The 22,595-nt window shown below is 61.9% G+C and carries 19 protein-coding genes; 11 read left to right on the forward strand and 8 right to left on the reverse strand.

The window, feature by feature from the left end; genetic code table 11:
* The first annotated feature begins 195 nt into the window (after positions 1-195).
* Positions 196-621 (forward strand): FosA/FosA2 family fosfomycin resistance glutathione transferase, encoded by a 426-nt coding sequence (gene fosA, locus GXP72_RS02775; RefSeq protein ID WP_208763470.1) that lies wholly within the window; start codon positions 196-198, stop codon positions 619-621.
* Here the strand turns inward: fosA and GXP72_RS02780 are convergent.
* The gene (locus tag GXP72_RS02780) at positions 607-1,614 is read right to left on the reverse strand and encodes a LacI family DNA-binding transcriptional regulator (RefSeq protein WP_208763471.1); all 1,008 of its coding nucleotides are present in this window, start codon (positions 1,612-1,614) and stop codon (positions 607-609) included. The two genes, fosA and GXP72_RS02780, sit on opposite strands and share 15 nt — an antisense overlap.
* A 185-nt stretch (positions 1,615-1,799) precedes the next feature.
* Here GXP72_RS02780 and GXP72_RS02785 point away from each other — a divergent pair, with 185 nt between their 5' ends.
* Both GXP72_RS02785 and GXP72_RS02790 read left to right on the forward strand, forming a co-directional pair.
* Positions 1,800-2,888 (forward strand): cellulase family glycosylhydrolase, encoded by a 1,089-nt coding sequence (locus GXP72_RS02785; protein WP_208763472.1) that lies wholly within the window; start codon positions 1,800-1,802, stop codon positions 2,886-2,888.
* A 50-nt stretch (positions 2,889-2,938) separates the two neighbouring features.
* Positions 2,939-4,360, forward strand: a complete 1,422-nt coding sequence (locus tag GXP72_RS02790) for an MFS transporter (RefSeq protein WP_208763473.1) — start codon at positions 2,939-2,941, stop codon at positions 4,358-4,360.
* On the opposite strand, the gene GXP72_RS02795 is transcribed toward GXP72_RS02790, so the two are convergent.
* The 4 genes from GXP72_RS02795 to GXP72_RS02810 are packed head-to-tail and all read right to left on the reverse strand — an operon-like array spanning position 4,323 to position 9,069.
* Complete coding sequence (locus tag GXP72_RS02795; protein ID WP_181367880.1) at positions 4,323-5,144, reverse strand: alpha/beta hydrolase; 822 nt, start codon at positions 5,142-5,144, stop codon at positions 4,323-4,325. The two genes, GXP72_RS02790 and GXP72_RS02795, sit on opposite strands and share 38 nt — an antisense overlap.
* A gap of 30 nt (positions 5,145-5,174) precedes the next feature.
* Positions 5,175-6,794, reverse strand: coding sequence for an MFS transporter (locus GXP72_RS02800; RefSeq protein WP_024909511.1), 1,620 nt, complete (start codon positions 6,792-6,794; stop codon positions 5,175-5,177).
* Positions 6,791-7,198, reverse strand: a complete 408-nt coding sequence (locus GXP72_RS02805; protein ID WP_048990674.1) for a DoxX family protein — start codon at positions 7,196-7,198, stop codon at positions 6,791-6,793. The genes GXP72_RS02800 and GXP72_RS02805 overlap by 4 nt, the downstream gene beginning before the upstream one ends.
* Positions 7,198-9,069 (reverse strand): amidohydrolase, encoded by a 1,872-nt coding sequence (locus GXP72_RS02810; protein ID WP_208763474.1) that lies wholly within the window; start codon positions 9,067-9,069, stop codon positions 7,198-7,200. The genes GXP72_RS02805 and GXP72_RS02810 overlap by 1 nt, the downstream gene beginning before the upstream one ends.
* A 218-nt stretch (positions 9,070-9,287) precedes the next feature.
* On the opposite strand from GXP72_RS02810, the gene GXP72_RS02815 reads away from it, so the two are divergent.
* The 5 genes from GXP72_RS02815 to GXP72_RS02835 all read left to right on the forward strand — a co-directional run bounded on the left by GXP72_RS02815 (position 9,288) and on the right by GXP72_RS02835 (position 16,510).
* Positions 9,288-9,974 (forward strand): hydrolase, encoded by a 687-nt coding sequence (locus tag GXP72_RS02815; RefSeq protein WP_208763475.1) that lies wholly within the window; start codon positions 9,288-9,290, stop codon positions 9,972-9,974.
* A 61-nt stretch (positions 9,975-10,035) separates the two neighbouring features.
* Complete coding sequence (locus GXP72_RS02820; protein ID WP_024909508.1) at positions 10,036-10,257, forward strand: DUF1427 family protein; 222 nt, start codon at positions 10,036-10,038, stop codon at positions 10,255-10,257.
* The gene (locus GXP72_RS02825) at positions 10,254-10,517 is read left to right on the forward strand and encodes a XapX domain-containing protein (RefSeq protein WP_024909507.1); all 264 of its coding nucleotides are present in this window, start codon (positions 10,254-10,256) and stop codon (positions 10,515-10,517) included. Before GXP72_RS02820 ends, GXP72_RS02825 begins: the two co-directional genes overlap by 4 nt.
* 20 nt (positions 10,518-10,537) lie before the next feature.
* The gene (locus GXP72_RS02830) at positions 10,538-10,918 is read left to right on the forward strand and encodes a response regulator (RefSeq protein ID WP_008501346.1); all 381 of its coding nucleotides are present in this window, start codon (positions 10,538-10,540) and stop codon (positions 10,916-10,918) included.
* Between the two features lie 9 nt (positions 10,919-10,927).
* Entirely contained in the window at positions 10,928-16,510 is a 5,583-nt protein-coding gene (locus GXP72_RS02835) for an AAA family ATPase (protein WP_208763476.1), read from the forward strand.
* 3 nt (positions 16,511-16,513) lie between these two features.
* On the opposite strand, the gene GXP72_RS02840 is transcribed toward GXP72_RS02835, so the two are convergent.
* Positions 16,514-17,131, reverse strand: coding sequence for a response regulator (locus GXP72_RS02840; protein WP_048028672.1), 618 nt, complete (start codon positions 17,129-17,131; stop codon positions 16,514-16,516).
* A 284-nt stretch (positions 17,132-17,415) separates the two neighbouring features.
* Here GXP72_RS02840 and GXP72_RS02845 point away from each other — a divergent pair, with 284 nt between their 5' ends.
* On the forward strand, positions 17,416-18,018 hold the full coding sequence (locus tag GXP72_RS02845) for an ATP-dependent Clp protease proteolytic subunit (RefSeq protein WP_024909504.1): 603 nt from the start codon (positions 17,416-17,418) through the stop codon (positions 18,016-18,018).
* Positions 18,019-18,153: 135 nt separating this feature from the next.
* The gene (locus GXP72_RS02850; RefSeq protein ID WP_208763477.1) at positions 18,154-19,275 is read left to right on the forward strand and encodes a cupin domain-containing protein; all 1,122 of its coding nucleotides are present in this window, start codon (positions 18,154-18,156) and stop codon (positions 19,273-19,275) included.
* 61 nt (positions 19,276-19,336) lie between these two features.
* Here GXP72_RS02850 and GXP72_RS02855 read toward each other — a convergent pair whose 3' ends face one another.
* Complete coding sequence (locus GXP72_RS02855) at positions 19,337-20,755, reverse strand: PLP-dependent aminotransferase family protein (protein WP_024909502.1); 1,419 nt, start codon at positions 20,753-20,755, stop codon at positions 19,337-19,339.
* Positions 20,756-20,931: 176 nt separating this feature from the next.
* Here GXP72_RS02855 and GXP72_RS02860 point away from each other — a divergent pair, with 176 nt between their 5' ends.
* Positions 20,932-21,093, forward strand: a complete 162-nt coding sequence (locus GXP72_RS02860; RefSeq protein ID WP_032645487.1) for a DUF1127 domain-containing protein — start codon at positions 20,932-20,934, stop codon at positions 21,091-21,093.
* A gap of 40 nt (positions 21,094-21,133) precedes the next feature.
* Here GXP72_RS02860 and GXP72_RS02865 read toward each other — a convergent pair whose 3' ends face one another.
* Positions 21,134-22,522 (reverse strand): PLP-dependent aminotransferase family protein, encoded by a 1,389-nt coding sequence (locus tag GXP72_RS02865; protein ID WP_208763478.1) that lies wholly within the window; start codon positions 22,520-22,522, stop codon positions 21,134-21,136.
* Between the last annotated feature and the right edge of the window lie 73 nt (positions 22,523-22,595).

Genomic DNA, 22,595 nt, shown 5'->3' on the forward strand with positions numbered 1-22,595 from the left:
ACTCCTTAATGTGCAGTTGCCGAAAGGGGTCTTAGAAATGTGAAAGCCGCCTTTCGGCGGCTATCTGAAAATGGGGAAAACAACTCCGTGCCGCCTTTAAGAAGGCAGCCACCAGCGGTTTACGGTGAGGACGGCGTGGTTTATGTTCATGCTTTTACCGTATCACGTCCGGCGCGAAAAACAAAAGGGCACGTCATGCTGCAATCACTCAACCACCTGACCCTCGCGGTCAGCGACCTGCAAAAAAGCGTTACCTTCTGGCACGAGCTGCTGGGGCTAGCGCTGCATGCCCGCTGGAATACCGGGGCCTATCTCACCTGCGGCGAACTGTGGGTCTGCCTGTCGTACGACGAGGCGCGCCAGTATGTCCCGCCGCAGGAGAGCGATTACACCCACTACGCATTTACCGTGGCGGAAGAAGATTTTGAACCGTTCTCGCACAGGCTGGAGCAGGCGGGCGTCACCGTCTGGAAGCAGAACAAAAGCGAGGGGGCGTCGTTCTATTTTCTCGACCCGGACGGGCACAAGCTGGAGCTGCACGTGGGCAGCCTCGCCGCGCGGCTGGCGGCGTGTCGCGAGAAGCCCTATGCGGGCATGGTGTTTACCTCAGACGGGGCTTGAGGCGCGCACCTTCAGCCTGCCCGCCAGCGTCACGTGCGTGGCGGCATCTTCCTGATTGCACAGGTACTCCACCGCCAGCCGTCCCAGCTCGCTGTAGGGCAGCTGGATACTGGTCAGCGGCGGGGTGAGCTGCTCGGAGATCTTCTGGTCGTCGTAGCCCGCCAGCAGCATATCCTGCGGGACGCGCACGCCGTTCACCGCCAGCGCCTGATAGCAGCCAATCGCCAGCCAGTCGCTGGCGCAGAAGATGGCGTCCGGGCGCTCGGCCAGTTCAAGCAGCGAAGCTGTCGCGGTAAAGGACTCGCTGAACTGCCAGTTGGTCTGGCGCACCAGGCCGTCGTCGCACGCGAGTCCAGCCTGCTGCAGCGCGGCCTGGTAGCCCGCCAGACGCTGGCGCGAGGCCTCCATCCAGCTCTCGCCGGTGATGTGGGCGATGCGCGTGGCCCCGCAGGCGATGAGGTGTTTCGTCACCTGGAAGGCGTTGGCGTAGTCGTCCGGGATAAACGACGGCAGCAGCGGCGAGCCAGGGTCGCGCTGGTTGAGCAGCACCAGCGGGATGCGGGTGCAGTCCTGGAAGGCCGTCATGTCCACCAGCGTGGTGACCGGTGAGGCGAGGACAATCCCGATGCAGTTGCGCTTCTCCAGCTGGCGGATGATGTTCAGCGCCAGCTCGATGTCGTCGCCGTAGTCGTAGACGGTGAGCAGAGTCTCGTTGCGCCACGCGGCTTCCCGCGCCTGGCTGATGGCGTCGATAAACGGGTCAAAGCTCTGCAGCGAGCTGACCAGCAGGGCGATCTCTTCCTGGTTGCGCGGGGCGTGAACGGCGGGGAGGCGGTCGTAGCCGAGCTCGGTGGCGACGCTAATCACCCTATGACGGGTGTCGTCGCTGAGCTTGATGTTGCGGGACTGGTTAAGTACCAGCGATACCGTTGCCTGCGATACCCCTGCCGCCCGCGCAATATCGTTCATCGTCACTTTCGTTTTTCGCTTCATCCGTCCTCTCCCTTTCGCGACTTCGCATCATACCCTAACCGCACGCTTTAGCGCCGTCGATCACGTTTCTCATTCATCGAAGCGTGAACTTTGTGAGGGGCATCGCTTTTCTTCGTGCGATAAATTGCGCATTTATCCCGCAACTAATATTTATTAGCTAAATATTATCAGTAAGAGGACGCGTAATGAAAGAGCAGTGGAGCAGGGAGCAGGCACAGGCGTGGTATCAGCAAAAGGGCTGGCTGTGCGGGTTTAACTATCTGCCGTCGACGGCGGTGAACTGGACCGATATCTGGCAGGCGGAGACCTTCGATGCCGCCACCATCGAGCGCGAGCTTGGCTGGGCGGCGGAGGCGGGCTACAACACTCTGCGTATCAACCTGCCGTTTATCGTCTGGGAGCACGACCGCGACGGGCTGATGGCGCGCATCGACCGCTTTTTGACGATTGCCGACGGCCACGGGTTCAGCACCATGCTGACCCTGATGGACGACTGCGGCTTCTCGGGCGACGAGCCGTACCTCGGCCCGCAAAAGCCGCCGGTGCCGGGCAAGCACAACAGCCAGGCGGCGGCGAGCCCGGGGCGCGACAAGGTGTGCGATCCGGACTGCTGGGCAGACATTGAGCGCTATATCCGCGACGTTGTCCGCCAGTTCCGCGAGGATAAGCGCGTGCTGCTGTGGGATCTCTACAACGAGCCGGGTAACCGCGGCATTTTCGCGACGGGCACGCAGGAGGTGCAGTACGACGCGAAGCTGGAGACCTGCGCCCACGCGCTGATGAAGCTCGCATTCCAGTGGGTGCGTGAAGAAGACCCTACCCAGCCGCTCACCGTCTGCGCCTGGCGTCTGCCGCCGGAAGAGGAGGGTGAGACGTTCTTCCAGCATCCGCTGGACCAGACCGCGCTGGCGCTTTCGGACGTGGTGAGCTTCCACGCCTACACCCACACCGGGCGCATGACGGCGATTATTCAGCAGCTGCAGGCGCTCGGTCGCCCGCTGTTCTGCACCGAATGGCTGGCGCGGCACGTGGGCAGCACGATGGAAGAGCAGCTTCCGCTGATGTACGCGGCGAAGGTCGCGCCATACCAGTGGGGGCTGGTGCGCGGTAAAACCCAGACGTGGCTGCCGTGGCCGGTGGTGATGAAGGAGTCCACGGACTACTGCCGCCTCTGGTTCCACGACGTGTTTGAGGAGAACGGCATTCCGTTCTCACGCCGTGAAATCGCATTAATGCAGCAGCTGCGCAAGATCGCCCCGAAAGTTCAGGGCTAATAATATCGACCCGGCGGACCACCGCCGGGCAACCAGGCAGGCATATAACAATGGCAACGACAATGAAAATACCGTCTCGCGAGCTGTGGTCTTATTTTGGTTATGGTTTAGGTCAGTGTTTTAGCTTTGGTTTAGTGGGTTCGTTTATTAACTATTTTTACACCGACGTGCTGGGGATCTCGGCACTGGCGGCGAGCACCATCTTCCTGATTGCCCGCGCGTGGGACGCGGTTCACGATCCGCTGTTTGCCAGCATTATGGATACCATTAACAGCCGGTTCGGCAAGTTTCGCCACTTTTTGCTTATCGCCCCGCTGCTGATCACCGGCGTCACGCTGCTGTCGTTCTATAAAATCGAAGCGGACATGACCACCAAAATCCTCTACGCCGGGGTGACCTACATTCTGTGGGGGACGCTGTACGCCATCTCCGATATCCCGTTCTGGTCGATGTCGTCGGTAATGACCAACGACTCCGGGCAGCGCACCCGCGCGGTGACGGCGGCGATGCTCGGGGTGAACGCCGGGATTGCCTGCGCCAACATCTTCTTCCCGAAGCTGGCGTCCTATTTCGCCCAGTACAGCAATGACAAAGGCTACTTTATGGCGGCGCTGGTGATGATGCTGGTGGGCCTGCCGCTGATGCTCAACGGCTTTATGCAGATCAAAGAGCGCGTGCCGCCGAGCCCGGAAAAGGTGACCATCCGCGACACCTTCCACAACCTGCGCCAGAACAAGCCGCTGTTTATCGTCCTGCTGTCGTTCTTTTTCTGCGTGTTCCACAACGTGGCGGGCGGGCTGTATATCTACTTCTTTATCAACAACCTGGGCGACGGCAGCCTGCAGATGGCGATTGGCGTGATGGGGATTGTCGCGGCGGTGCTGTGCCTGGTCGCCCCGATGCTGACGCGCCGGATGCAGAAGCGGAAGCTGTTTATGATCCTCTGCGGGCTGGACGTGGCGGTGCGCGTGGTGATGTGGTTTGTCGGCTATCAGCAGGTGACGATGCTGTTTATTCTGCTCGGCCTGAGCACGCTGTTCGTGATGATGACCAACATCCTCACCTCGTCGATGATTGCCGACACCATCGAGTACGCGGAGTACCACACACACAAGCGCTGCGCGGCGATCACCTTCTCCGGGCAGACCTTCACCGGCAAGATGTCGGTGGCGGTAGGCGGCGGGTTAATCGGCGTGTTTCTGACGATGATCGGCTACGTGCCGCAGGCGCAAATTCAGAGTGAGAGCGTGCTGTCGGGGCTGTTCTTCGGGATTTGCCTGCTGCCGGCAATAGGGTCGCTGATCCGAATGGGCTTTATGTCGCGCTTTACCTTTACCGAGGAGAAGCACGCGGAGATTTGTCGGCTGCTGGCGGAGCGCAACGCGTCTGCGAAAGCGCCGGGTGGCGGCTGCGCCTTACCCGGCCTACAGAAAATTACAGCGACTTCACAAACGCCAGCAGATCTTCGTTAAGCTGGTCCTGGTGGGTCAGCGCGAAGCCGTGCGGCGCGTTGTCGTACACCTTCAGCGTGGCGTTTTTGATCATCTCTGCCGCCAGCTTGCCGGTGCTTTCAAACGGCACGATCTGGTCGTTGCTGCCGTGGATCACCAGCGTCGGCACGTCGATTTTCGCCATATCCGGGCGGAAGTCGGTTTCGCCGAACGCGGTCACGCAGTCGATGGTGCCCTTCAGGGAGGCCAGCAGGGCGATATTCAGCGTCTGGGTCAGGGCACCGGCAGAAACGGTCTGCCCGGCGTTGGTGCCGTAGAACGGGGTGGCGAAGTCGCTGATGAACTGGGCGCGATCTTTACGCAGTCCGTCGCGAATGCCGTCGAACACGCTCTGATCCACACCCTTCGGGAAGGAGTCGGATTTGCCGAAGATTGGCGTCACCGCGCCCAGCAGCGCCAGACCGGCGACGCGCGCGCTGCCGTAGTTGTTGATGTAGCGGGTCACATCGCCGCCGCCCATGGAGAAGCCCACCAGCGTCACGTCCTGCAGGTCAAGGGTGGTGATCAGGTCGTTGATGTCGGACGCAAAGGTGTCGTAGTCGTAACCGTTCCACGGCTGATCCGAACGGCCAAAGCCGCGGCGGTCAAAGGCGATGGCGCGGAAGCCGCGCTCGGCCAGGTAGTTCAGCTGGCTGTCCCACATGTCGCCGTCCAGCGGCCAGCCGTGGCTGAAGAGAACCGGTTTGCCCGCGCCGCCTTCTTTGTAGTAAATCTGCGTGCCGTCTTTTGCCTTAAACGTTGCCATAGTGTGTTCCTGTGCAGGTGATGGTTATGGTTATACCGGCGCGACCAGATAACGAATTGCCGGTGATGTTGTGCCCTGATGAAAAGCCAGAACGCGGCTCTGCAGCAGGAGGTCATTCATGGTGTGGCGCTCCTGCTGGCGCAGATGCTCAATCCAGGAGCCCATCAGGAAGGTCTCGATAAACAGGCCGGGGCGCTCAATATCTTCGTATACCGCCCAGCTCATCGCCCCGGCGCGGCGTCGCACCCGGCGCAGCTCGTGTACCGCCTCCAGGAAGGCTTTTGCGTTGTGCGGGTCGATGATGTACTCGTGCGAGACCAGCACCGGGCCGCGCTCGTTCGGCAGGTCGATCTCCACGCCGTCCAGCGGCTGGCCGCTCAGGTCGAGGTTCAATTCCGGGTCTTTCTCCAACTTCCAGCGGAACACGGTGGCGCTTGCCAGCACCATCCCCAGCGTGGCAACAACCAGCGCGGTCGGGGTGCCGAACCGGGAGGCAATCTGCCCCCAGATGGCGCTGCCCGTGGTCATCGAGCCGAAGAACACCGTCAGGTAGACCGCCAGCGCGCGGGCCTTCACCCAGCGGGCGGCGCTGCGCTGGGCGCCGAGGTTCAGCGTCGAGAGCACCGCAATCCACGCGAAGCCGGTGAAGAACTCAAACAGGTTGAGCAGCCAGACGTGGCGCACAAACGCCAGCGCCAGCATGGTGAGGGCAAAGACCAGGCTCGCGGCCACCATCAGGCGGTCGGCGTTCAGCCGCTGGCGCAGGCGCGGCAGCAGGATGGCCCCGGCAATCGCTCCCAGGCCAATGCACGCCAGCATCACGCCGTAGCCCGCCGGGCCCAGGCCCAGCTCGCGGCGCGCCACCAGCGGCAGCAGCGCCCAGCCCGCGCTGCCGAAAACGAAGAAGGCCACCGTACGCACCAGCACGTTGCGCAGCACCGGGGCGGCGTGCACGTAGCGGATGCCTGTGCGCACCGCTGAGAAGAAGTGCTCCGGCGGCAGACGCTGAATGGACGGGGCCGGACGCCAGCGCCACAGTACCCACGCCACGCCCACCACGGACAGCGCGTTCAGGGCAAACACCATCCACGGCCCGGCGAGCGACAGCAGGAAACCGCCCAGCGCGGGGCCAATCGCCCGGCTGATGTTCACCCCGAGCGAGTTCAGCGCCACGGCGGCGCCCAGCTCCGGCTTGCTCACCAGATCGGGCACCACGGCCTGGAACGGCGGCGAGCTCATCGCCGCCCCTACGCTCAGCAGAAACGTCGCCACCAGCAGCACGGTGGGGGTGACGTGTCCGGTGAAGGAGAGCGCCGTCAGCCCGGCGGCGGCGATGAACACCCACAGCTGGGAGAAGAGCAGGTATTTACGCCGGTCAACGATGTCCGCCATCACCCCGGACGGCAGGGCGAAGAGGAACATTGGCAGGCTGCTCGCCGCCTGCACCAGCGCGATATCTAAAGGATCGGCGCTGAGCGTCAGCATGCTCCAGTTGATGCCGACGTCGCTCATCCATGAGCCGACGTTAGAGACCACCGTGGCGATCCACAGCATGCGGAACACCGGCTGGCTCAGCGGCTGCCAGGGTGAAACCGTCGGTGCGGGCGTCGTCTCGACGTGTGCGTCGCGAACGTCGTTAACCTGGGTCATGCGAACCTCTCCGTTGCCTTACGCTGCAGCCGCCACTGGCCCGGCCCGGTGAGGGCGAGAGTGGTGAAGATAATCAGCAGCAGCCAGCCAAACTGCCCTTCGGCAATCGACCAGTTCGGGTGGACCGCCAGCATCGCCACCAGCAGCACGGCGATAATCGGCAGGCACGCCAGGCGGGTGTAGACGCCCGCAATGATCAACAGCGGGCAGATCACCTCGGCGACAATCGCCGGGATCAGGCTCGCGTAAGGCCCGAAGCCGAACGGATCTTCAATGCGCGTCAGCTCTTCGCTGAAGTGCAGCACCTTCGGCAGGCCGTGCACGTAGAGCAGCAGCAGGCTGCCGGTCAGGCGCAGGAAGAACAGCCCCAGGTCGATCCGGGGCGACATAGTGGTGTTTTTCATCAGAATGCAAAGCAGCTGCAGCCCAGCGCCCCCCAGAAAGCGTTATCGTCGGACACCGGCATCGCTGACGTGCGGGCGAAATCGTGCTGGTGGCTGTGAACCCCGCACGGGCCGCTGCAGTGGTGGATAGGGCTCAAGCCGACGCGTGCGGCCTGCGGCGGCGCGCTGCGGTAGTGGCCCGGCACCTTGACCACCGGGGACCACTCGGGCAGAACCGGGATGGCCGGCGGCGCGAGCGGGCCAAAGCTGCCCGCGGCGTAGACGATGTCGCCGTTGACCACCGTGAGAACGGACTCGATGCCCTTGATCTCCTCTTCCGGCACGCGGAAATAGTCTTTGCTCAGCACCGCCAGGTCGGCGAGCTGGCCGACCTTGATCTGCCCCTTCTGGTTCTGCTCGCTGGAGAACCACGCGCTGCCCTGGGTCCAGAGCATCAGGGCCGTATCGCGGTCCAGACGGGCGCTGTGATCGTACATCTGCATCCCGCCGACGGTGCGGCCGGAGACTAGCCAGTAGAGCGCGGTCCACGGGTTGTAGCTCGCCACGCGGGTGGCGTCCGTTCCCAGGCCCACCGGCACGCCGGTCTCGAGCATTTTCGCCACCGGCGGCGTGTGGCGGGTGGCTTCGATGCCGTAACGCTCGGCAAAGTACTCGCCCTGGAAGGCCATGCGGTGCTGGACGGCAATGCCGCCGCCGAGGGCTTTGATGCGGTCGATGTTGGCCTGTGACACGGTTTCCGCGTGGTCGAAGAACCAGTGCAGGCCGTTGAACGGAATATCGCGGTTCACCTTCTCGAACACGTCCAGCATGCGGCTGATGGATTCGTTATAGGTGGCGTGCAGGCGGAACGGCCAGCGGTGCTCCACCAGATGGCGCACCACGCGCTCCAGCTCGTCCTCCATGCCCGGCGCGAGGTCCGGGCGCGGCTCGAGGAAATCTTCAAAATCGGCGGCGGAGAAGACCAGCATCTCGCCCGCGCCGTTGTGGCGGAAGAAGTCGCTGCCCTGGCCCGGCGTGAGCATGTCGGTCCATTTTTCAAAGTCTTCCAGCTCGTGGCCCGGACGCTGGGTAAAGAGGTTGTAGGCGATGCGGATGGTCATCTGCTTTTTCTCGTGCAGCTCGGCAATCACCTCGTAATCTTCCGGGTAGTTCTGGAAGCCGCCGCCCGCGTCGATGGCGCTGGTCAGCCCCAGACGGTTGAGCTCGCGCATGAACTGGCGGGTGGAGTTGACCTGCTGCTCCAGCGGCAGCTTCGGCCCTTTGGCCAGCGTGGCGTAGAGGATCATGGCGTTCGGACGGGCAATCAGCATCCCGGTCGGGTTGCCGTTGGCGTCGCGCTGGATCTCCCCGCCCGGCGGGTTTGGCGTGTCTTTGGTGTAGCCGACCACCTTCAGCGCGGCGCGGTTGAGCAGGGCGCGGTCGTACAGGTGCAGGATGAAGACCGGGGTATCCGGCGCGGCGTCGTTAATTTCGTCCAGGGTTGGCATGCGGCGCTCGGCAAACTGGAACTCGGTCCAGCCGCCCACTACGCGCACCCACTGCGGCGACGGCGTTCGCAGCGCCTGCTCTTTCAGCATCCGCAGGGCGTCGGCCAGGGAGGGCACGCCTTCCCAGCGCAGCTCGAGGTTGTAGTTCAGCCCGCCGCGGATCAGGTGCAGGTGCGAGTCGTTGAGGCCGGGGATGGCGGTGTGGCCTTTTAAGTCGACCACTTTGGTGCCGTCGCCGTGGTGCTGCATCACCTCGGCGACGGTACCCACTTCCAGAAATTTTCCGTCGCGCACGGCAACGGCTTCCGCGACAGGATTCTCGCGATCGACGGTGTGAAACTGGCCGTTAACCAGAATGAGATCGGCTTTACCTGGGGTATCCATAACTGCTCCTGACTGAGAGGGGAATGGTCAGGATTATGGGAACCGGTTTCGGCAAAGATCCAGTTATACAATAGGATAGGTATACCAAAGTATAACTATACCTAAGGTTAACTATACGAAGAGATAATTACGCGCGGAGAAGGAAAACCGCAGGATGAGGGTGACTTTATCGTCGCGGCGCTCGCGGCGATTTCTACCCTTAACCACTGGAAAATGCTATGACCTCTTCAAAGCTCGAAGTGTTAACCCCTGCGAACTGTCAGATCATCTTTATCGATCACCAGCCTCAGATGGCGTTTGGCGTGCAGTCGATTGACCGCCAGGTGCTGAAAAACAACACCGTGGCGCTGGCGAAAGCGGCTAAGGTGTTCAACATCCCGACCATCATCACCACCGTTGAGACCGAAAGCTTCTCCGGTAACACCTATCCTGAGCTGCTGGACGTGTTCCCGGGCCAGGACATTCTGGAGCGTACCTCCATGAACTCCTGGGACGACCAGAAAGTGCGCGACGCGCTGAAGGCCAGCGGCAAGAAGAAGGTCGTGGTGGCCGGTCTGTGGACCGAAGTGTGCAACAACAGCTTTGCCCTGTGCGCGATGCTGGAAGGCGACTACGAAATTTATATGGTGGCAGACGCGTCCGGCGGCACCTCCAAAGAAGCCCACGACTATGCGATGCAGCGCATGATCCAGGCGGGCGTGATCCCGGTAACCTGGCAGCAGGTGATGCTGGAGTGGCAGCGCGACTGGGCGCGTAAAGAGACCTACACCGCGGTGATGGACATCGTGCGCGAGCATTCCGGCGCATACGGCATGGGCGTGGATTACGCCTACACCATGGTGCACAAAGCGCCGTCTCGCCAGAAGAGCGAGCACCGCACCTTAGCGCCGGTCCCGGCTCGCTAAGTCCCGTCGGCGGGCTGGTCCCTCATCCGGCTCGCCGCTGCCTCTTTCTCTGGAGTTCACGATGAGTACTGGGCTGATATCCCTTGCGGCAGGCGTGTTGATTGGCCTGATGTATGCCGTGCTGAAGGTGCGCTCCCCCGCGCCGCCCGCGCTGGCGCTGATTGGTCTGCTGGGGATGCTGGCGGGTGAACAGGCGACGCGCCATCTCTTATCCCGCGACGGCGCCCCACCTCCTCAGGTGACCGTTCCGCAGGCGGCATCGCAGACGGGAGCGTCATCATGAAAGCATGGATAATTTCGCTGGTGTGCGGCGTGGTTGCTGGGGTAATTTACGCTCTGCTCGACGTCCATTCCCCGGCACCGCCGGTTGTCGCCCTGCTTGGCCTGTTCGGCATGCTGGTGGGTGAACAGCTCATCCCGGTGGGACGACGTTTACTGAGTCGCGAACCGCTCACCCTCGCCTGGTTTCGTCACGAATGCGTACCGAAAATCAGCGGCACGGCGCCCCCTGCGCCCGCGAAGGACCCTCGCGACGTTAAATGACTGGTTAGAGGAATAACAGCATGACGCTGCCGTGGCGCATTGCCATCATTGATGACGAACGTTCCGTCCGCAGCGGGTTGAGTAATCTCCTGGAGTCGGAAGGCTATTCAACCGACACGTTTGATTCGGCAGAGGTATTTCTGAGCCATCCGCTTGCCCTGTCCGGCGCGGCGCTGGTGATCACCGATATCAAGCTCCGGGGCATGAGTGGCCTTGAGCTGTTTGACAAGCTGCGGCTGCTGGCCGTACCGCCTCCGCCCGTGCTTTTTATCTCCGGTCATGCTGATGAAAATATGCAGCGGTACGCTCTCGGTCTGGGCGCCGCTGCTTTTTTGCGTAAGCCGATTAACATCGATATTCTGCTGGATCATATTCAGCGGGAGCTGGCCCGCCGACAATAAGGATCGCGGATGAACGAACACGAGCAGCCTGCATTCTGGCCCGCCCAGGGAAATCTTCACCAGGGGCGGGTTTTTGTCCTTAAAGAGGATGTGATTTTTACCGTGCTGGCGCAGGAGGGCGGAATCGCCTGGATGCACGCGCGACATCCTCATTCCGGCGGCTCGTTCATTATCGCCACCGCGGTCAGTGATGAAGAGGAAGAGCGGGCCACCCGGCTGCTGAAAAACGAGTTTGCGCTGCGTGACGCGCTGCAGGATAGCTGGGCCATTCGCGCCGTCGCGTCCACCCAGTACCGGGGACGCTTCGCGCTGGTGTACGCCCCGTTTTCGTTTGAGCTGCTGGCGCGGCGCGCGGGCAGGGCGATCTCGGGGATCGCGCGCTTTATCGAGCTGGCGATCCAGATCTGCGTTCCTCTGCGCCAGATGCATCTGCAAAACCTGATCCACGGTGATATCAAGCCCGGCAATATTTTTGTTCATCACGATGCCACCTGCCGTCTGGGCAGCTTTGGCCTTTCATGCAGCCTCTCCGGCGCCTTCGCGCAGACCCGGCTTGCCGTTTCAGGCGGCACGCCGGCGTATATGTCCCCGGAGCACACCTCCCGCACCCAGCGCCCCGTCGATGGCCGCAGCGATCTCTACAGCCTCGGCGTGGTGCTGTATGAACTCCTGACCGGACGCCTGCCGTTTGAACGGGGGGAGGACGATCGGACCAACTGGGCGCACTACCATATTGCCTCGGCGCCGCTGGCCCCGGATGCGATACGCCCGGACGTGCCGGGAATGCTGTCGACCATCATCCTGAAGCTGCTGGAGAAGCACCCCGATAACCGCTACCAGACGGTTGACGGGCTGATTGCCGACCTCCGCCGCTGCCAGGCGACGTTGACCGGTGAGGGCGAGATCGTTGCCTTTACCCCCGGCCAGCAGGACCGCACCCCGGCGATTCTTCTGGCGGACTCGCTGTTCGCGACGCATCCGCAGGCGAATGACGTCATTGCCGCGTTTGAGCGGGTGGGGCAGAACCGCGTGCCGGAGCTGGTGACCATCGGCGGGCCGTCGGGGATCGGCAAATCCTCTATCATTGCGACGGCGTTAAAAACGCTCCAGCAGCGTACGGTGCTGCTGGCGGTGGGCAAAGTGGATCAGTTTTCACCGTCATTGCCCTACGGCGTATTAAGCTCCGCATTCCGCCCCCTGACCCTGCACCTGCTGGGCCTGCCGGCGGACGAGGTGGCGAAGTGGAAAATCCGTCTTTCTCGCGCCCTGGAAGGACACGAGGCGCTGGCCGTCAGCCTCGTGCCCGAGCTGGGCCTGCTGCTTGAGCGCAAGCCGCGCTTCCCGGCGGATACGTTTTCCATTGATGCCCGGGCGCGCTTCAGCCATATGGTGCTGGCGCTGGTGAAAACCTTTGCCTCGCAGGGCTGCCCGCTGGTGCTGGTGCTCGACGATCTCCAGTGGAGCGACGCCGCCAGCCTGCATACGCTCAACTACCTGCTGGTGAACTGCGGCGCGATCCCGCTGCTGGTGGTGGTCGCTCACCGCGATATCGGTTCGCTGTCCGAACCCACGCTGCAACAGCAGCTGGCGAGCCTGCCGGAGGCGGCGCATCACGCGAGCGAAATTGTCCCGCAGGCGCTGTCGGTCAAAGCCGTGTCCCGCTGGCTGGGGACGGTATTTCGCACCCGCAGCACGGCGACGACCGACCTCGCCACGCTGATCCATGAAAAGACCGGGGGCAACCCACTCTTTGTACACGAGTTTTTCCGCCGCATCGTCGATGACGGGCTGGTGGTGCACAACAAATATCAGGACAAGTGGCACTACGATCTGCAGGCCATCCGCGCCCGGCATTACACCGAAAACGTCGTCACCCTGGTGCTGGAGAAGCTGGAAGAGTTGCCCGACGAGACGCGTCGCCTGCTGGGTAGCCTTGCCTGCCTCGGCGGCACGGGCGAAATGGAGATGATCTGCCGCGTGGTCGGTATATCGATGGCGGAAATGCGCTACGCGCTGCATCCGGCGGTCATGGCGCAGCTGATCGTGCTGACGGAAAAAGCGTACTCCTTCACCCACGACCGGGTGCAGGAGGCCGCCTTTGCGCTGCTGGATCGGCATGAGAAAAGCCATCTTCATCTGACTACCGCCAGCCTGCTGGCCGACGCCGCGCGGCAGGCGGCGGGGAACGAGCTGCTGTTCCGCGCCGTACATCACGTCACGGCCGCGCTGGACAGCATCCAGCCCGCCCCGCAGCGCCAGATGTTCCGCGAGCTGAGCCTGCTGGCCGCGCGACGCGCGAAGCGTTCGGGGGATTACCTTTCGGCGCTGAGCTATATCCAGACTGCCCGAGCGCTGGGCAACGCCGGGACGGTGTCTGACTTTATGCTCGATATCGAAGAGGCGGGCTGCGAGTTTGCGCTGGGGCACCTGGAGCGCACCCGCGAACTGTGTGACGCGATCCTCGGGTGCCCCGGCGGGCTGACCGAAAAGGCGCTGGCGGCCAATCTGCTGGTGGAAGTGTACATTCGCCAGTCGGACAGCCGTCTGGCGCTGGAGGCGGCGCTCTGCTGGCTGGGGGTCTTTGGTATTCAGATCGGCCGCTATCCGGAAGATGCCGACTGCGACGAGGCCTGGGAACACTTCTGTAACCGCGCGGGCGACGCGCCGCAAACCCTGTTTGCCCCGCTCTCGCGGATGGATAACCCGGAAACCGAAGCGGTGATGAACCTGCTCTACAGCGCCAGCATTTGCGCCAGCTTCATCTGTCCGCGCCTGCACTTTTTACTGCTTTGCCGCATGATGCACCTGACGCTCGACCACGGTATTACCGGCGCCTCCACCACGGCGATGGCCTGGTTTGGCGTGCTGATGGGCCACCGCTACGCCGAGTATCGCCTCGGCTTCCTGTACGGCACCCTGGCCCGCGAGCTGGTGAATCGCCACGGCTACGACGCGTTCGAAGCCAAAACCCTGCTGCCGCTTGACCAGCTCAGCGTCTGGACCCAGCCTTTATCGTTTACCATCGAGTGCGCGAAGGCCTGCTTTACCTCGGCGGTGACCCACGGGGATATGACGATGGCCTGCTTTGCGGCCTGCCACCAGGTCATTAACTTCCTCTCCCGGGGCGATCATCTGGACGGGGTGCTGACCAGCATCGATCGCGGCCTGGCGTTCGTGCGTAAAACCCACTTCCAGGACGTGGAGACCATCTTGATGGTCCAGCGCGGCTACGTTGAGTTCCTGCGCACGCCGGTTATCGGCACCTGGACCGCATCGCAGGTGCTGCCGGAGGCGCTGCTGCCCGCGTCGCCGGAGCAGGCGCCGGAGCAGACCTCCACCATGCTGTTCTGGTACTGGCTCTACCGCGGCATGGCCCACTTTACCTGCGGCGAGTATGCCGACGCGCAGGCGGATCTGGAGATGGCGGGGTGGTACGCGTGGTCTGCGCCGGGGCACATCCATCTGCTGGATTACCATCTTTACAGCGCCCTGGCGCTTTCCCGTCAGCTGACGCCGGAGACCTTCTCGGCGAACCACCGTCGCAGCATTCACGCCCACTACGACAAAATCGCTCTCTGGGCGCGCATTAATCCCGGCACGTTCGCGGATAAAGAGGCGCTGATCTACGCCGAAATCGTGCGGCTGGACGGGATGAACAGCATTGCGCTCGAGCAGTATGAGAAGGCGGTCCGGCTCTCCCGCGAGGGCGGATTTAATCCGATTAATGCCCTGGCCCACGAGCTGGCGGGTCGCTTTGCGCTGGCCTGCGGCTACCCGACCGCCTCGGACGCACACTTCCGCGGCGCAATTGCCGCCTGGGGCCGGGCGGGCGCGCAGGCCAAGGTGCGCCAGCTGGAGCAGGATTTCCCGCATCTGCTGGCCTCCGGGCAGGCGAGCGCCTATGACACGGTGGCGTTCGCCCAGAACGAGACCATCCGCGATCTGCAGAGCGTCATCAAAGCCTCCCGCGCGCTGTCGGAAGAGATCAATCTCGAGCGCTTAATCGAAAACCTGATGACGATCCTCCTTGAACGCGCCGGGGCGCAGCGCGGCCTGCTGCTTCGCGTGAGCGATAGCCTGATCCCGGAGATCGAGGCCAGCGCCTGGACCAGCACCGAAGGCGTGCGGGTGCGGATCCTGAAAGACGTGCCGACGGCGACCGACATGCCCCTGTCGGTGCTGGCGGCGGTGATCCGCACCGGGCAGGAGATCCGCACCGGTAAGCCGGAGGAGTTTCACCCCTTCAGCCAGGATCCCTATCTGGTGACCTCGGGGGCGGCCGTCATGTGCGTCCCGATGTTCAAACAGGCGCGGCTGGTAGGCGTGCTCTACCTGGAAAACCGCCTGATGCCGGAGGTTTTCACCGCCGAGCATTCTCGCGTGGTGAGCCTGCTGGGGGCGCAGGCTGCGGTGTCCCTGGAGACGGCGCGGCTGTACGCCGAGCTGCTGGGGGAGAACATCCAGCGCCGTCGGGTGGAAAAAGAGCTGCGCGCCAGCCAGACCTCGCTGATGCTGGGCGAGCAGATCAGCCACACCGGCAGCTGGCGCTGGGAGCTGGAGCAGGATCTGATGTTTGTCTCGGAGGAGTACGCCCGCATCCTCGGCCTGCCCGAGCGGCAAAAGATGATCTCCATGGCGGAGTTTTTGACCTTCGTTCATGAAGACGACTACGCCCGCATCAGCGCCATCGTCACGCAGAGCGTGCGCGAAGGGCTCTCCATGCGCGCGGAGTTTCGGGTCAAGCGTACCGACGGTTCAACGCGCTATATCCTCGGGATTGGCGATCCGGTGGGCGTGGGCAGAGAGGTGAACGAGTATTACGGCATCATCACCGATATCACCAGCCAGCGCGCCGCGGAGGATGCCATGCGGGTGGCGCAGGCGGATCTGGCGAGGGTGTCCCGCGCCACCACCGTCGGGCAGCTGACCTCCTCCATCGCCCACGAGGTCAACCAGCCGCTGATGTCGATCGTCTCTAACGCCGGAGCGAGCCTGCGCTGGCTCAGCCGGGAGCCGGCCCGGCTGGATAAAGTGCGGGAAGGGCTGGAAGAGATCGCCGCGGAAGGCGCGCGGGCGGGGGAGATCATTCGCAGCATCCAGTCCCTGACGCGCAAGCAGGATCCCACCTTCTCGCGCATCGATCTGCACTATCTGATCCACCATATCATCGCGCTCTCCCGCAGCGAGCTGGAGCAGCGACACATTAGCGTTGATTACCTGTTGAAGGCGCAGGACAGCTTTATCACCGGCGATAGCGTGCAGATCCAGCAGGTGCTGCTTAACCTGGTGATGAACGCCGTTGAGGCGATGGCCGAGGTGAAGGATCGCGCCTGCACTATCACCCTCAGCACCAGCAACGCGGACGGAAAAGCGATCGTTGAGATCGCCGATACCGGGAGCGGCATTGAGCCCGAGCGGCTGGAGCAGATTTTTGACTCGTTCTACTCCACCAAGCCACAGGGGATGGGGATGGGGCTGACCATCAGCGCCAGCATCATTGAGCGCCACTGCGGGAAGCTGAGCGCGCGCCGCCGGGAGCCTTACGGCACGGTGTTTGCCTTTGCGCTGCCGCTGGCGGTACAGGAAGGGTAAACATTACTCCGCAGGCTGGCTTTTGGTCAGGCGCTCAACGGCCCTGACCAGCTCTGCCACGGAGCGCACCTGCATTTTCTCCATTACGCGGCGGCGGTGCACTTTCACCGTGATCTCGCTGACGCCCAGCTCGGCGGCAATCTGCTTGTTCAGCATGCCGCTTATCGCCAGCGTGAGCACCTCGTGTTCTCGCGGCGTGAGGGAGAGATGGCGCTGCTTCAGGGCGTAGTGCTCTTTATTGCGCTCGGCGTTGTTTTCCGCCAGCTGCAGCGCGGACTCAATGGCGTCGATAAGCGCGGTGGATTCGACGGGTTTGGTGAGAAATTCGTAAGCGCCGCCTTTAATGGCGCGCACCGACATCGGGATGGTGCCGTGGCCGGTGAGAAAGATAATCGGGATCTCGCGCCCGCTGTCCTTGAGGGCATCTGCTACCTCAAAACCGGAGATGGTGGGCATCTGCATATCGAGGACCACGCACGAAGGGAGCTCTTCAAAGCGGTGCTGAAGAAACGCTTCTGCCGATGAAAAGCCGATGGCGTTTAAGTCTGCGGATTCCAGCAGCCCGATCACGGACTGTCTGACTGCGTCATCGTCATCAACCACATACACAATGTGTTCCATTCACCGCCCCGGTGCTGTTTTACATGTCGAGGATGCAAACAGCCCCCAGGAGTGACGTAAGGGACTGTTTATGCTGACTTTCATCTTAACACATTAAATATGATTATCATTTAACAATATGATAATCATATGAAGTATAGCGATCCGGGCGGGGGCGGTGAAGGAACGAAACGCGTGCAACATGGGCAATGTGCATGAGCTCCCTCGTGATTTGCCGGTGAGGACTTTGATCGGTAAAACAGGCTACACTCTGGTTTTGAGCGCTAAATGCTGAGGACATAACAATGCACTACACACTGAAAGAAAGCGACAAGGAAAAGGCGGAAGGGTCAAACGGCGCGGGCGCTCTGCAGCAAAAACTGCTGGAGTCTCGTTCGATTGTGATTTCCGGTGAGATCAACCAGGAGCTGGCGCAGAAAGTGATCACCCAGATGATCCTGCTGCAAAGCGTCAGCAACGATCCGATCAAGCTGTACATCAACAGCCAGGGCGGTCACGTGGAAGCGGGCGACACCATCCACGACTTCATCAAATTCATTCGCCCGGAAGTGCACGTGATCGGCACCGGCTGGGTCGCGAGCGCCGGGATCACCATCTTCCTGGCCGCGAAAAAAGAGCACCGCTACTCGCTGCCAAATACCCGCTTCATGATCCACCAGCCGCTGGGCGGCGTGCGCGGTCAGGCGACCGATATTGAGATCGAAGCGCGCGAGATCATCCGCATGCTGGATCGCGTGAACAAGCTGATCGCCGACGCTACCGGCCAGCCGCTGGAAAAAGTGAAAAAAGACACCGACCGCAACTTCTGGATGTCCCCGGCGGAAGCGCTGGACTACGGCATCGTGGGTAAACTGATTACCCACTATGACGAGCTGAAGCTGGATTAAGTTTTCGCGGCGTGTTTGTGTCGGGTGGCGGCTTCGCCTTACCCGACCTACACGTGCGGGTTTGACCCATGACAAGTTCCCCCTCTGCCTTCTTGCCTATAATCGCGCCTGTTTCCCTTCTCACTGGTGCTACCCATGGCGTATCAACTGAACCTGAAATGGCCGGAATTTCTTGAGAAATACTGGCAAAAACAACCCGTCGTGCTGAAAAATGCCTTCCCGAACTTTGTCGACCCGATTACCCCGGACGAGCTGGCGGGGCTGGCGATGGAGCCGGAGGTCGATAGCCGTCTGGTGAGCCATTTCAACGGCAAATGGCAGGCCAGCAACGGCCCGTTTGAGCACTTTGACGATCTGGGCGAAACCGGCTGGTCGCTGCTGGCGCAGGCGGTGAACCACTGGCATATGCCCGCGGCGGAACTGGTGCGTCCGTTCCGCGTTCTGCCGGACTGGCGTCTGGATGACCTGATGATCTCCTTCTCCGTGCCGGGCGGCGGCGTGGGTCCGCATATCGATCAGTACGACGTGTTTATCATTCAGGGGATGGGCAGCCGCCGCTGGCGCGTGGGTGACAAGCTGCCGATGCGTCAGTTCTGCCCGCATCCGGCGCTGCTGCACGTGGATCCGTTCGAGCCGATCATTGACGAAGACCTGGCCCCGGGCGATATCCTCTACATTCCACCTGGCTTCCCGCACGACGGTTTTACCCATGAAACGGCGCTTAACTACTCCGTCGGCTTCCGCGGGCCGAACGGTCGCGATCTGATCAGCAGCTTCGCCGATTACGCGCTGGAAAACGATCTGGGCGGTGAGCACTACAGCGATCCGGATCTGACCTGTCGTGAACATCCTGGCCGCGTCGAGCAGTACGAGCTCGATCGCATTCGTCAGATGATGATCGACATGATTAGCAAGCCGGATGATTTCACAAAATGGTTCGGCAGCTTTGTCTCCACGCCGCGCCACGAGCTGGATATCGCCGCCGCCGAGCCGCCGTACGCGCCGGAAGAGGTGCTGGACGCGCTGCAGGGCGGCGAAACGCTGTCTCGCCTGAGCGGCCTGCGCGTGCTGAACATCAACGGCAGCTTCTTCATCAACAGCGAACAGCTGGAGACGGTTGACGCGAAGGCGGCGGATGCGCTGTGCCGCTTCACCGAACTCGGTCAGGCCGAGCTGGGCGATGCGCTGAAAAACCCGGCGTTTGTCGAGGAGCTCACCGGGCTGATTAACCAGGGGTACTGGTACTTCGACGAGTAGTGCGGCACGGTTTTCTCCCTCTCCCTGTGGGAGAGGGTCGGGGTGAGGGCATCAGGCCGCACTAGCCCTCCTCCATCGCAATCACAATCGCTTCGCCCAGCTTCTTCAGCGCCTCGCGATTTTTGTCCGTCGGCGGCAGCGCCACGTTGATCCGCAGGCAGTTGCGGTACTTCCCGGAGGCGGAAAACAGCGACCCGGCCGCGGCCTGGATCTTCAGCCGACATAGCTGCTTGCTGACGCATACCATGTCGACCTTCTCCGGCAGCTCAATCCACAGCAGGAAGCTCCCCTGCGGGCGCGTGACGCAAATCTCTGCCGGAAAATACTGCCGCACCCAGCAGGTGTAGGTTTCCATATTCTGCTGATAAATCTGGCGCATACGGCGCACGTGGCGATGGTAATGACCGTCGCGAATAAACGCCGCCACCGCCATCTGCGTGCCCGGCACGTTAAACCCGCCCGCGGCGTATTTCATGTGCATCACCCGGTCGTAGTAGCGTCCCGGCACAATCCAGCCGACGCGCAGGCCTGGCGCCACGGTTTTGGTAAACGAGCTGCAGAGGATCACGCGGCCGTCGATATCCATCGAATGAATGGTGCGCGGGCGCGGATACTCCGCCGCCAGCTCGCCGTAAATGTCATCCTCGACAATCACGATATCGTGCCGCTGGGCGAGGGCCAGCACCTGCTTTTTCCGCGCTTCCGGCATGATAAATCCGAGCGGATTATTGCAGTTGGGCACCAGGATCACCGCCTTGATCGGCCACTGCTCCATTGCCAGCTCTAACGCTTCGATGCTGATCCCGGTCTCGGGATCGGTAGGAATTTCAATTGCCTTGATGTCAAACCCGCGCAGCATCTGCATGGTGCCGTGAAACGACGGCGATTCCACCGCCACGATATCCCCCGGTTTGCATACCGACAGCAGAGCGATCGACAGCGCGCCGTGGCAGCCGTTGGTGATCACAATGTCGCTTGCCGAGACGGTGGAGCCGCCGTCGAGCATCAGGCGGGCGATCTGCTCACGCAGCTCCAGGCGCCCGTCGAGCACGTCATAGCTCAGCATCTCGCCGGGATTATGCTGCGCAATGCGGCTCATCTCGCGCCACAGGGGCTTCAGGCTCGGCTGGTTAATGTCCGGCGAACCGCCGCCAAAGGAGATCATCTCTTTGTCGGCGCGGGCGTCCAGCAGCATCATCACCTCATCCCACTGGGTAACGTCCACAGGGCGCTGCACCGGGCGCGTCATCGCCGGGACGGGCGGCTGGGCTTTTCGCGGTGAGACAAAATAGCCGGAGCGCGGCTGAGGCGTGATCAGCTGGAGGTTTTCGAGGATCTGGTAGGCCTGCTGTATGGTGCTGATGCTCACGCCGTGCTCCTGGCTCAGCGTGCGCACCGACGGCAGACGTTCGCCGCTGCGATACAGCCCTTGCTCAATGCGTTCAGCCAGAAGATTGGCCAGATGTTGGTAGCGTGTCATGCTGTATCCTTTGTTTTCACCATACAGATTATAAAACCAGTACAGATTGCTGCGAAAATTGCCATGCAGATACTGTTTTAGCGGATCTGTATGTTAAACAAAAGGTGTTTTTGCATCTGTATTGCACGGGTGGATTTCCGGGATGATAACCCCACTGACACAGTGAGGAGAGCATCATGGAATTCTACGAGAATCGTTCAAAACGTCCGTTTATTGTGTTCGTCTGGATCGGGAAAACGATCTGCAACTGGTATCGCATCAACCGTACCCGCCGCATATTGAGCCAGATGAGCGACGAGCAGCTCAAGGACGTTGGGTTGTCGCGCAATGATATTTAAACCGTAGGCCGGGTAAGGCGAAGCCGCCACCCGGCGATGTTCAGCGCAACAGCGCAAACGTCTGCCGCTTCGGCCTTTCCAGCAGCGCCACCGCCTCTTCGTACGACCGCACGTTGTTATAGCCCATCACCAGCCCGTAGCGCTTCCCGGAACCGCGATACCACTCCGAAAGCGCATTGACCTGCAGCTGCTGTTCCTGCCAGCAGCGCGCCACTTCCCGGTCACGGCTTCCTTTGGTCAGGAACGCCACGATATGCATCCCGCCGTCGTTTTGCTCGGTGAAAAACAGATCGCCATACACCTCGCGCAGGGCGGCAATCATCCAGTCGCGGCGGGTCTGATACAGCGCGCGCATCTTTTTCAAATGACGGAAAAAATGCCCTTCGTTGAGAAACGCGGTGAGGATCTTTTGCGTCAACACCGGCTGGCCGCTGGTGGTGATGTCCGCGCAGTCGGTAAAGGCTCCGACGGTGCTGGCGGGCATCACCACGTAGCCCATGCGCAGCGACGGCATGATGGTTTTACTGAAGGTGCCCATAAAAATCACCCGGTCGTGATGGTCGAGGCTTTTCAGCGACGGCAGCACCTTGCGGGTGTAGTGAAACTCCCCGTCGTAATCGTCTTCGATAATCCACGCCTCGTTCTGGCTGGCCCAGTCGAGCAGCTGCTGTTTACGCGGCAGGGAGAGCGTGACCGCCAGCGGGCTCTGGTGCGACGGGGTGACGATGGCAAATCGGGCGTCGCGATGGTGACGCAGCAGGTAGTCCGTGTCGATGCCGCAGCGATCGACCGGCACCGTGTGCAGGCGCGGCACGATCCGCTTGAGCAGCTGCTGGCCCATAAAATAGCCCGGATCTTCAAACACCACCTTGTCGCTGCGGCTGGCGAGGGTGTCGAGGATCAGCCGCAGGCTACCGCTGTAGCCGCTGGTGATCAGCACCTGTTCGGCGCTGCAGGACAGCCCGCGCGAGATGTTGAGGTAGCTGGCAATGGCCTGGCGCAGCGGATACCAGCCCAGAACGGGCGGGTTGAGCATCTCCTCCTGTCGCATAGCCCGCGTCGCCTGACCCGCCAGCAGCAGCCACTTTTTATACGGGAAGCTGTCGAGGGCGGGGATGCCGGGGCGCAGAAACCCGGCCCGCTCGCGCTGGCTGATGAGCGATGCCGGAAGCGTGCCGGTGGTCTGTTCCGCAGGGGCAGTCTTATCCGGCAGCAGTAAGTCCGGGTTAACCCGCGTGCCGCGCGCGCCCTGGCTCACCAGATACCCTTCACCCGTCAGAATGGCGTACGCCGTTTCGACGGTTTTACGCGCCACCTTCAGCTCTTCCGCCAGCACGCGGATGGCTGGCACCCTGTCGCCCGGCTTCAGCACGCCGCGCGTGATGTTGTCGCGATAGCGGGAATAAATCTCGTGATAGCCCGGCTTCATGTCCTACCTCATTTCACGCTTTTTGTATCTTTTTACTATGTCATGAACGGCGTAGATTTGCCCCATCGCATGA

Origin of the sequence: Enterobacter sp. SES19, from assembly GCF_011765665.1 — a bacterium.
Taxonomy (GTDB): Bacteria; Pseudomonadota; Gammaproteobacteria; order Enterobacterales; family Enterobacteriaceae; genus Enterobacter; species Enterobacter pseudoroggenkampii.

Bases quoted from the DNA above. Each gene is read 5' to 3' on its own strand.
- fosA (WP_208763470.1), top strand. From the start codon at position 196: ATGCTGCAATCACTCAACCACCTGACCCTCGCGGTCAGCGACCTGCAA.
- GXP72_RS02780 (WP_208763471.1), bottom strand. From the start codon at position 1,614: ATGAAGCGAAAAACGAAAGTGACGATGAACGATATTGCGCGGGCGGCA.
- GXP72_RS02785 (WP_208763472.1), top strand. From the start codon at position 1,800: ATGAAAGAGCAGTGGAGCAGGGAGCAGGCACAGGCGTGGTATCAGCAA.
- GXP72_RS02790 (WP_208763473.1), top strand. From the start codon at position 2,939: ATGGCAACGACAATGAAAATACCGTCTCGCGAGCTGTGGTCTTATTTT.
- GXP72_RS02795 (WP_181367880.1), bottom strand. From the start codon at position 5,144: ATGGCAACGTTTAAGGCAAAAGACGGCACGCAGATTTACTACAAAGAA.
- GXP72_RS02800 (WP_024909511.1), bottom strand. From the start codon at position 6,794: ATGACCCAGGTTAACGACGTTCGCGACGCACACGTCGAGACGACGCCC.
- GXP72_RS02805 (WP_048990674.1), bottom strand. From the start codon at position 7,198: ATGAAAAACACCACTATGTCGCCCCGGATCGACCTGGGGCTGTTCTTC.
- GXP72_RS02810 (WP_208763474.1), bottom strand. From the start codon at position 9,069: ATGGATACCCCAGGTAAAGCCGATCTCATTCTGGTTAACGGCCAGTTT.
- GXP72_RS02815 (WP_208763475.1), top strand. From the start codon at position 9,288: ATGACCTCTTCAAAGCTCGAAGTGTTAACCCCTGCGAACTGTCAGATC.
- GXP72_RS02820 (WP_024909508.1), top strand. From the start codon at position 10,036: ATGAGTACTGGGCTGATATCCCTTGCGGCAGGCGTGTTGATTGGCCTG.
- GXP72_RS02825 (WP_024909507.1), top strand. From the start codon at position 10,254: ATGAAAGCATGGATAATTTCGCTGGTGTGCGGCGTGGTTGCTGGGGTA.
- GXP72_RS02830 (WP_008501346.1), top strand. From the start codon at position 10,538: ATGACGCTGCCGTGGCGCATTGCCATCATTGATGACGAACGTTCCGTC.
- GXP72_RS02835 (WP_208763476.1), top strand. From the start codon at position 10,928: ATGAACGAACACGAGCAGCCTGCATTCTGGCCCGCCCAGGGAAATCTT.
- GXP72_RS02840 (WP_048028672.1), bottom strand. From the start codon at position 17,131: ATGGAACACATTGTGTATGTGGTTGATGACGATGACGCAGTCAGACAG.
- GXP72_RS02845 (WP_024909504.1), top strand. From the start codon at position 17,416: ATGCACTACACACTGAAAGAAAGCGACAAGGAAAAGGCGGAAGGGTCA.
- GXP72_RS02850 (WP_208763477.1), top strand. From the start codon at position 18,154: ATGGCGTATCAACTGAACCTGAAATGGCCGGAATTTCTTGAGAAATAC.
- GXP72_RS02855 (WP_024909502.1), bottom strand. From the start codon at position 20,755: ATGACACGCTACCAACATCTGGCCAATCTTCTGGCTGAACGCATTGAG.
- GXP72_RS02860 (WP_032645487.1), top strand. From the start codon at position 20,932: ATGGAATTCTACGAGAATCGTTCAAAACGTCCGTTTATTGTGTTCGTC.
- GXP72_RS02865 (WP_208763478.1), bottom strand. From the start codon at position 22,522: ATGAAGCCGGGCTATCACGAGATTTATTCCCGCTATCGCGACAACATC.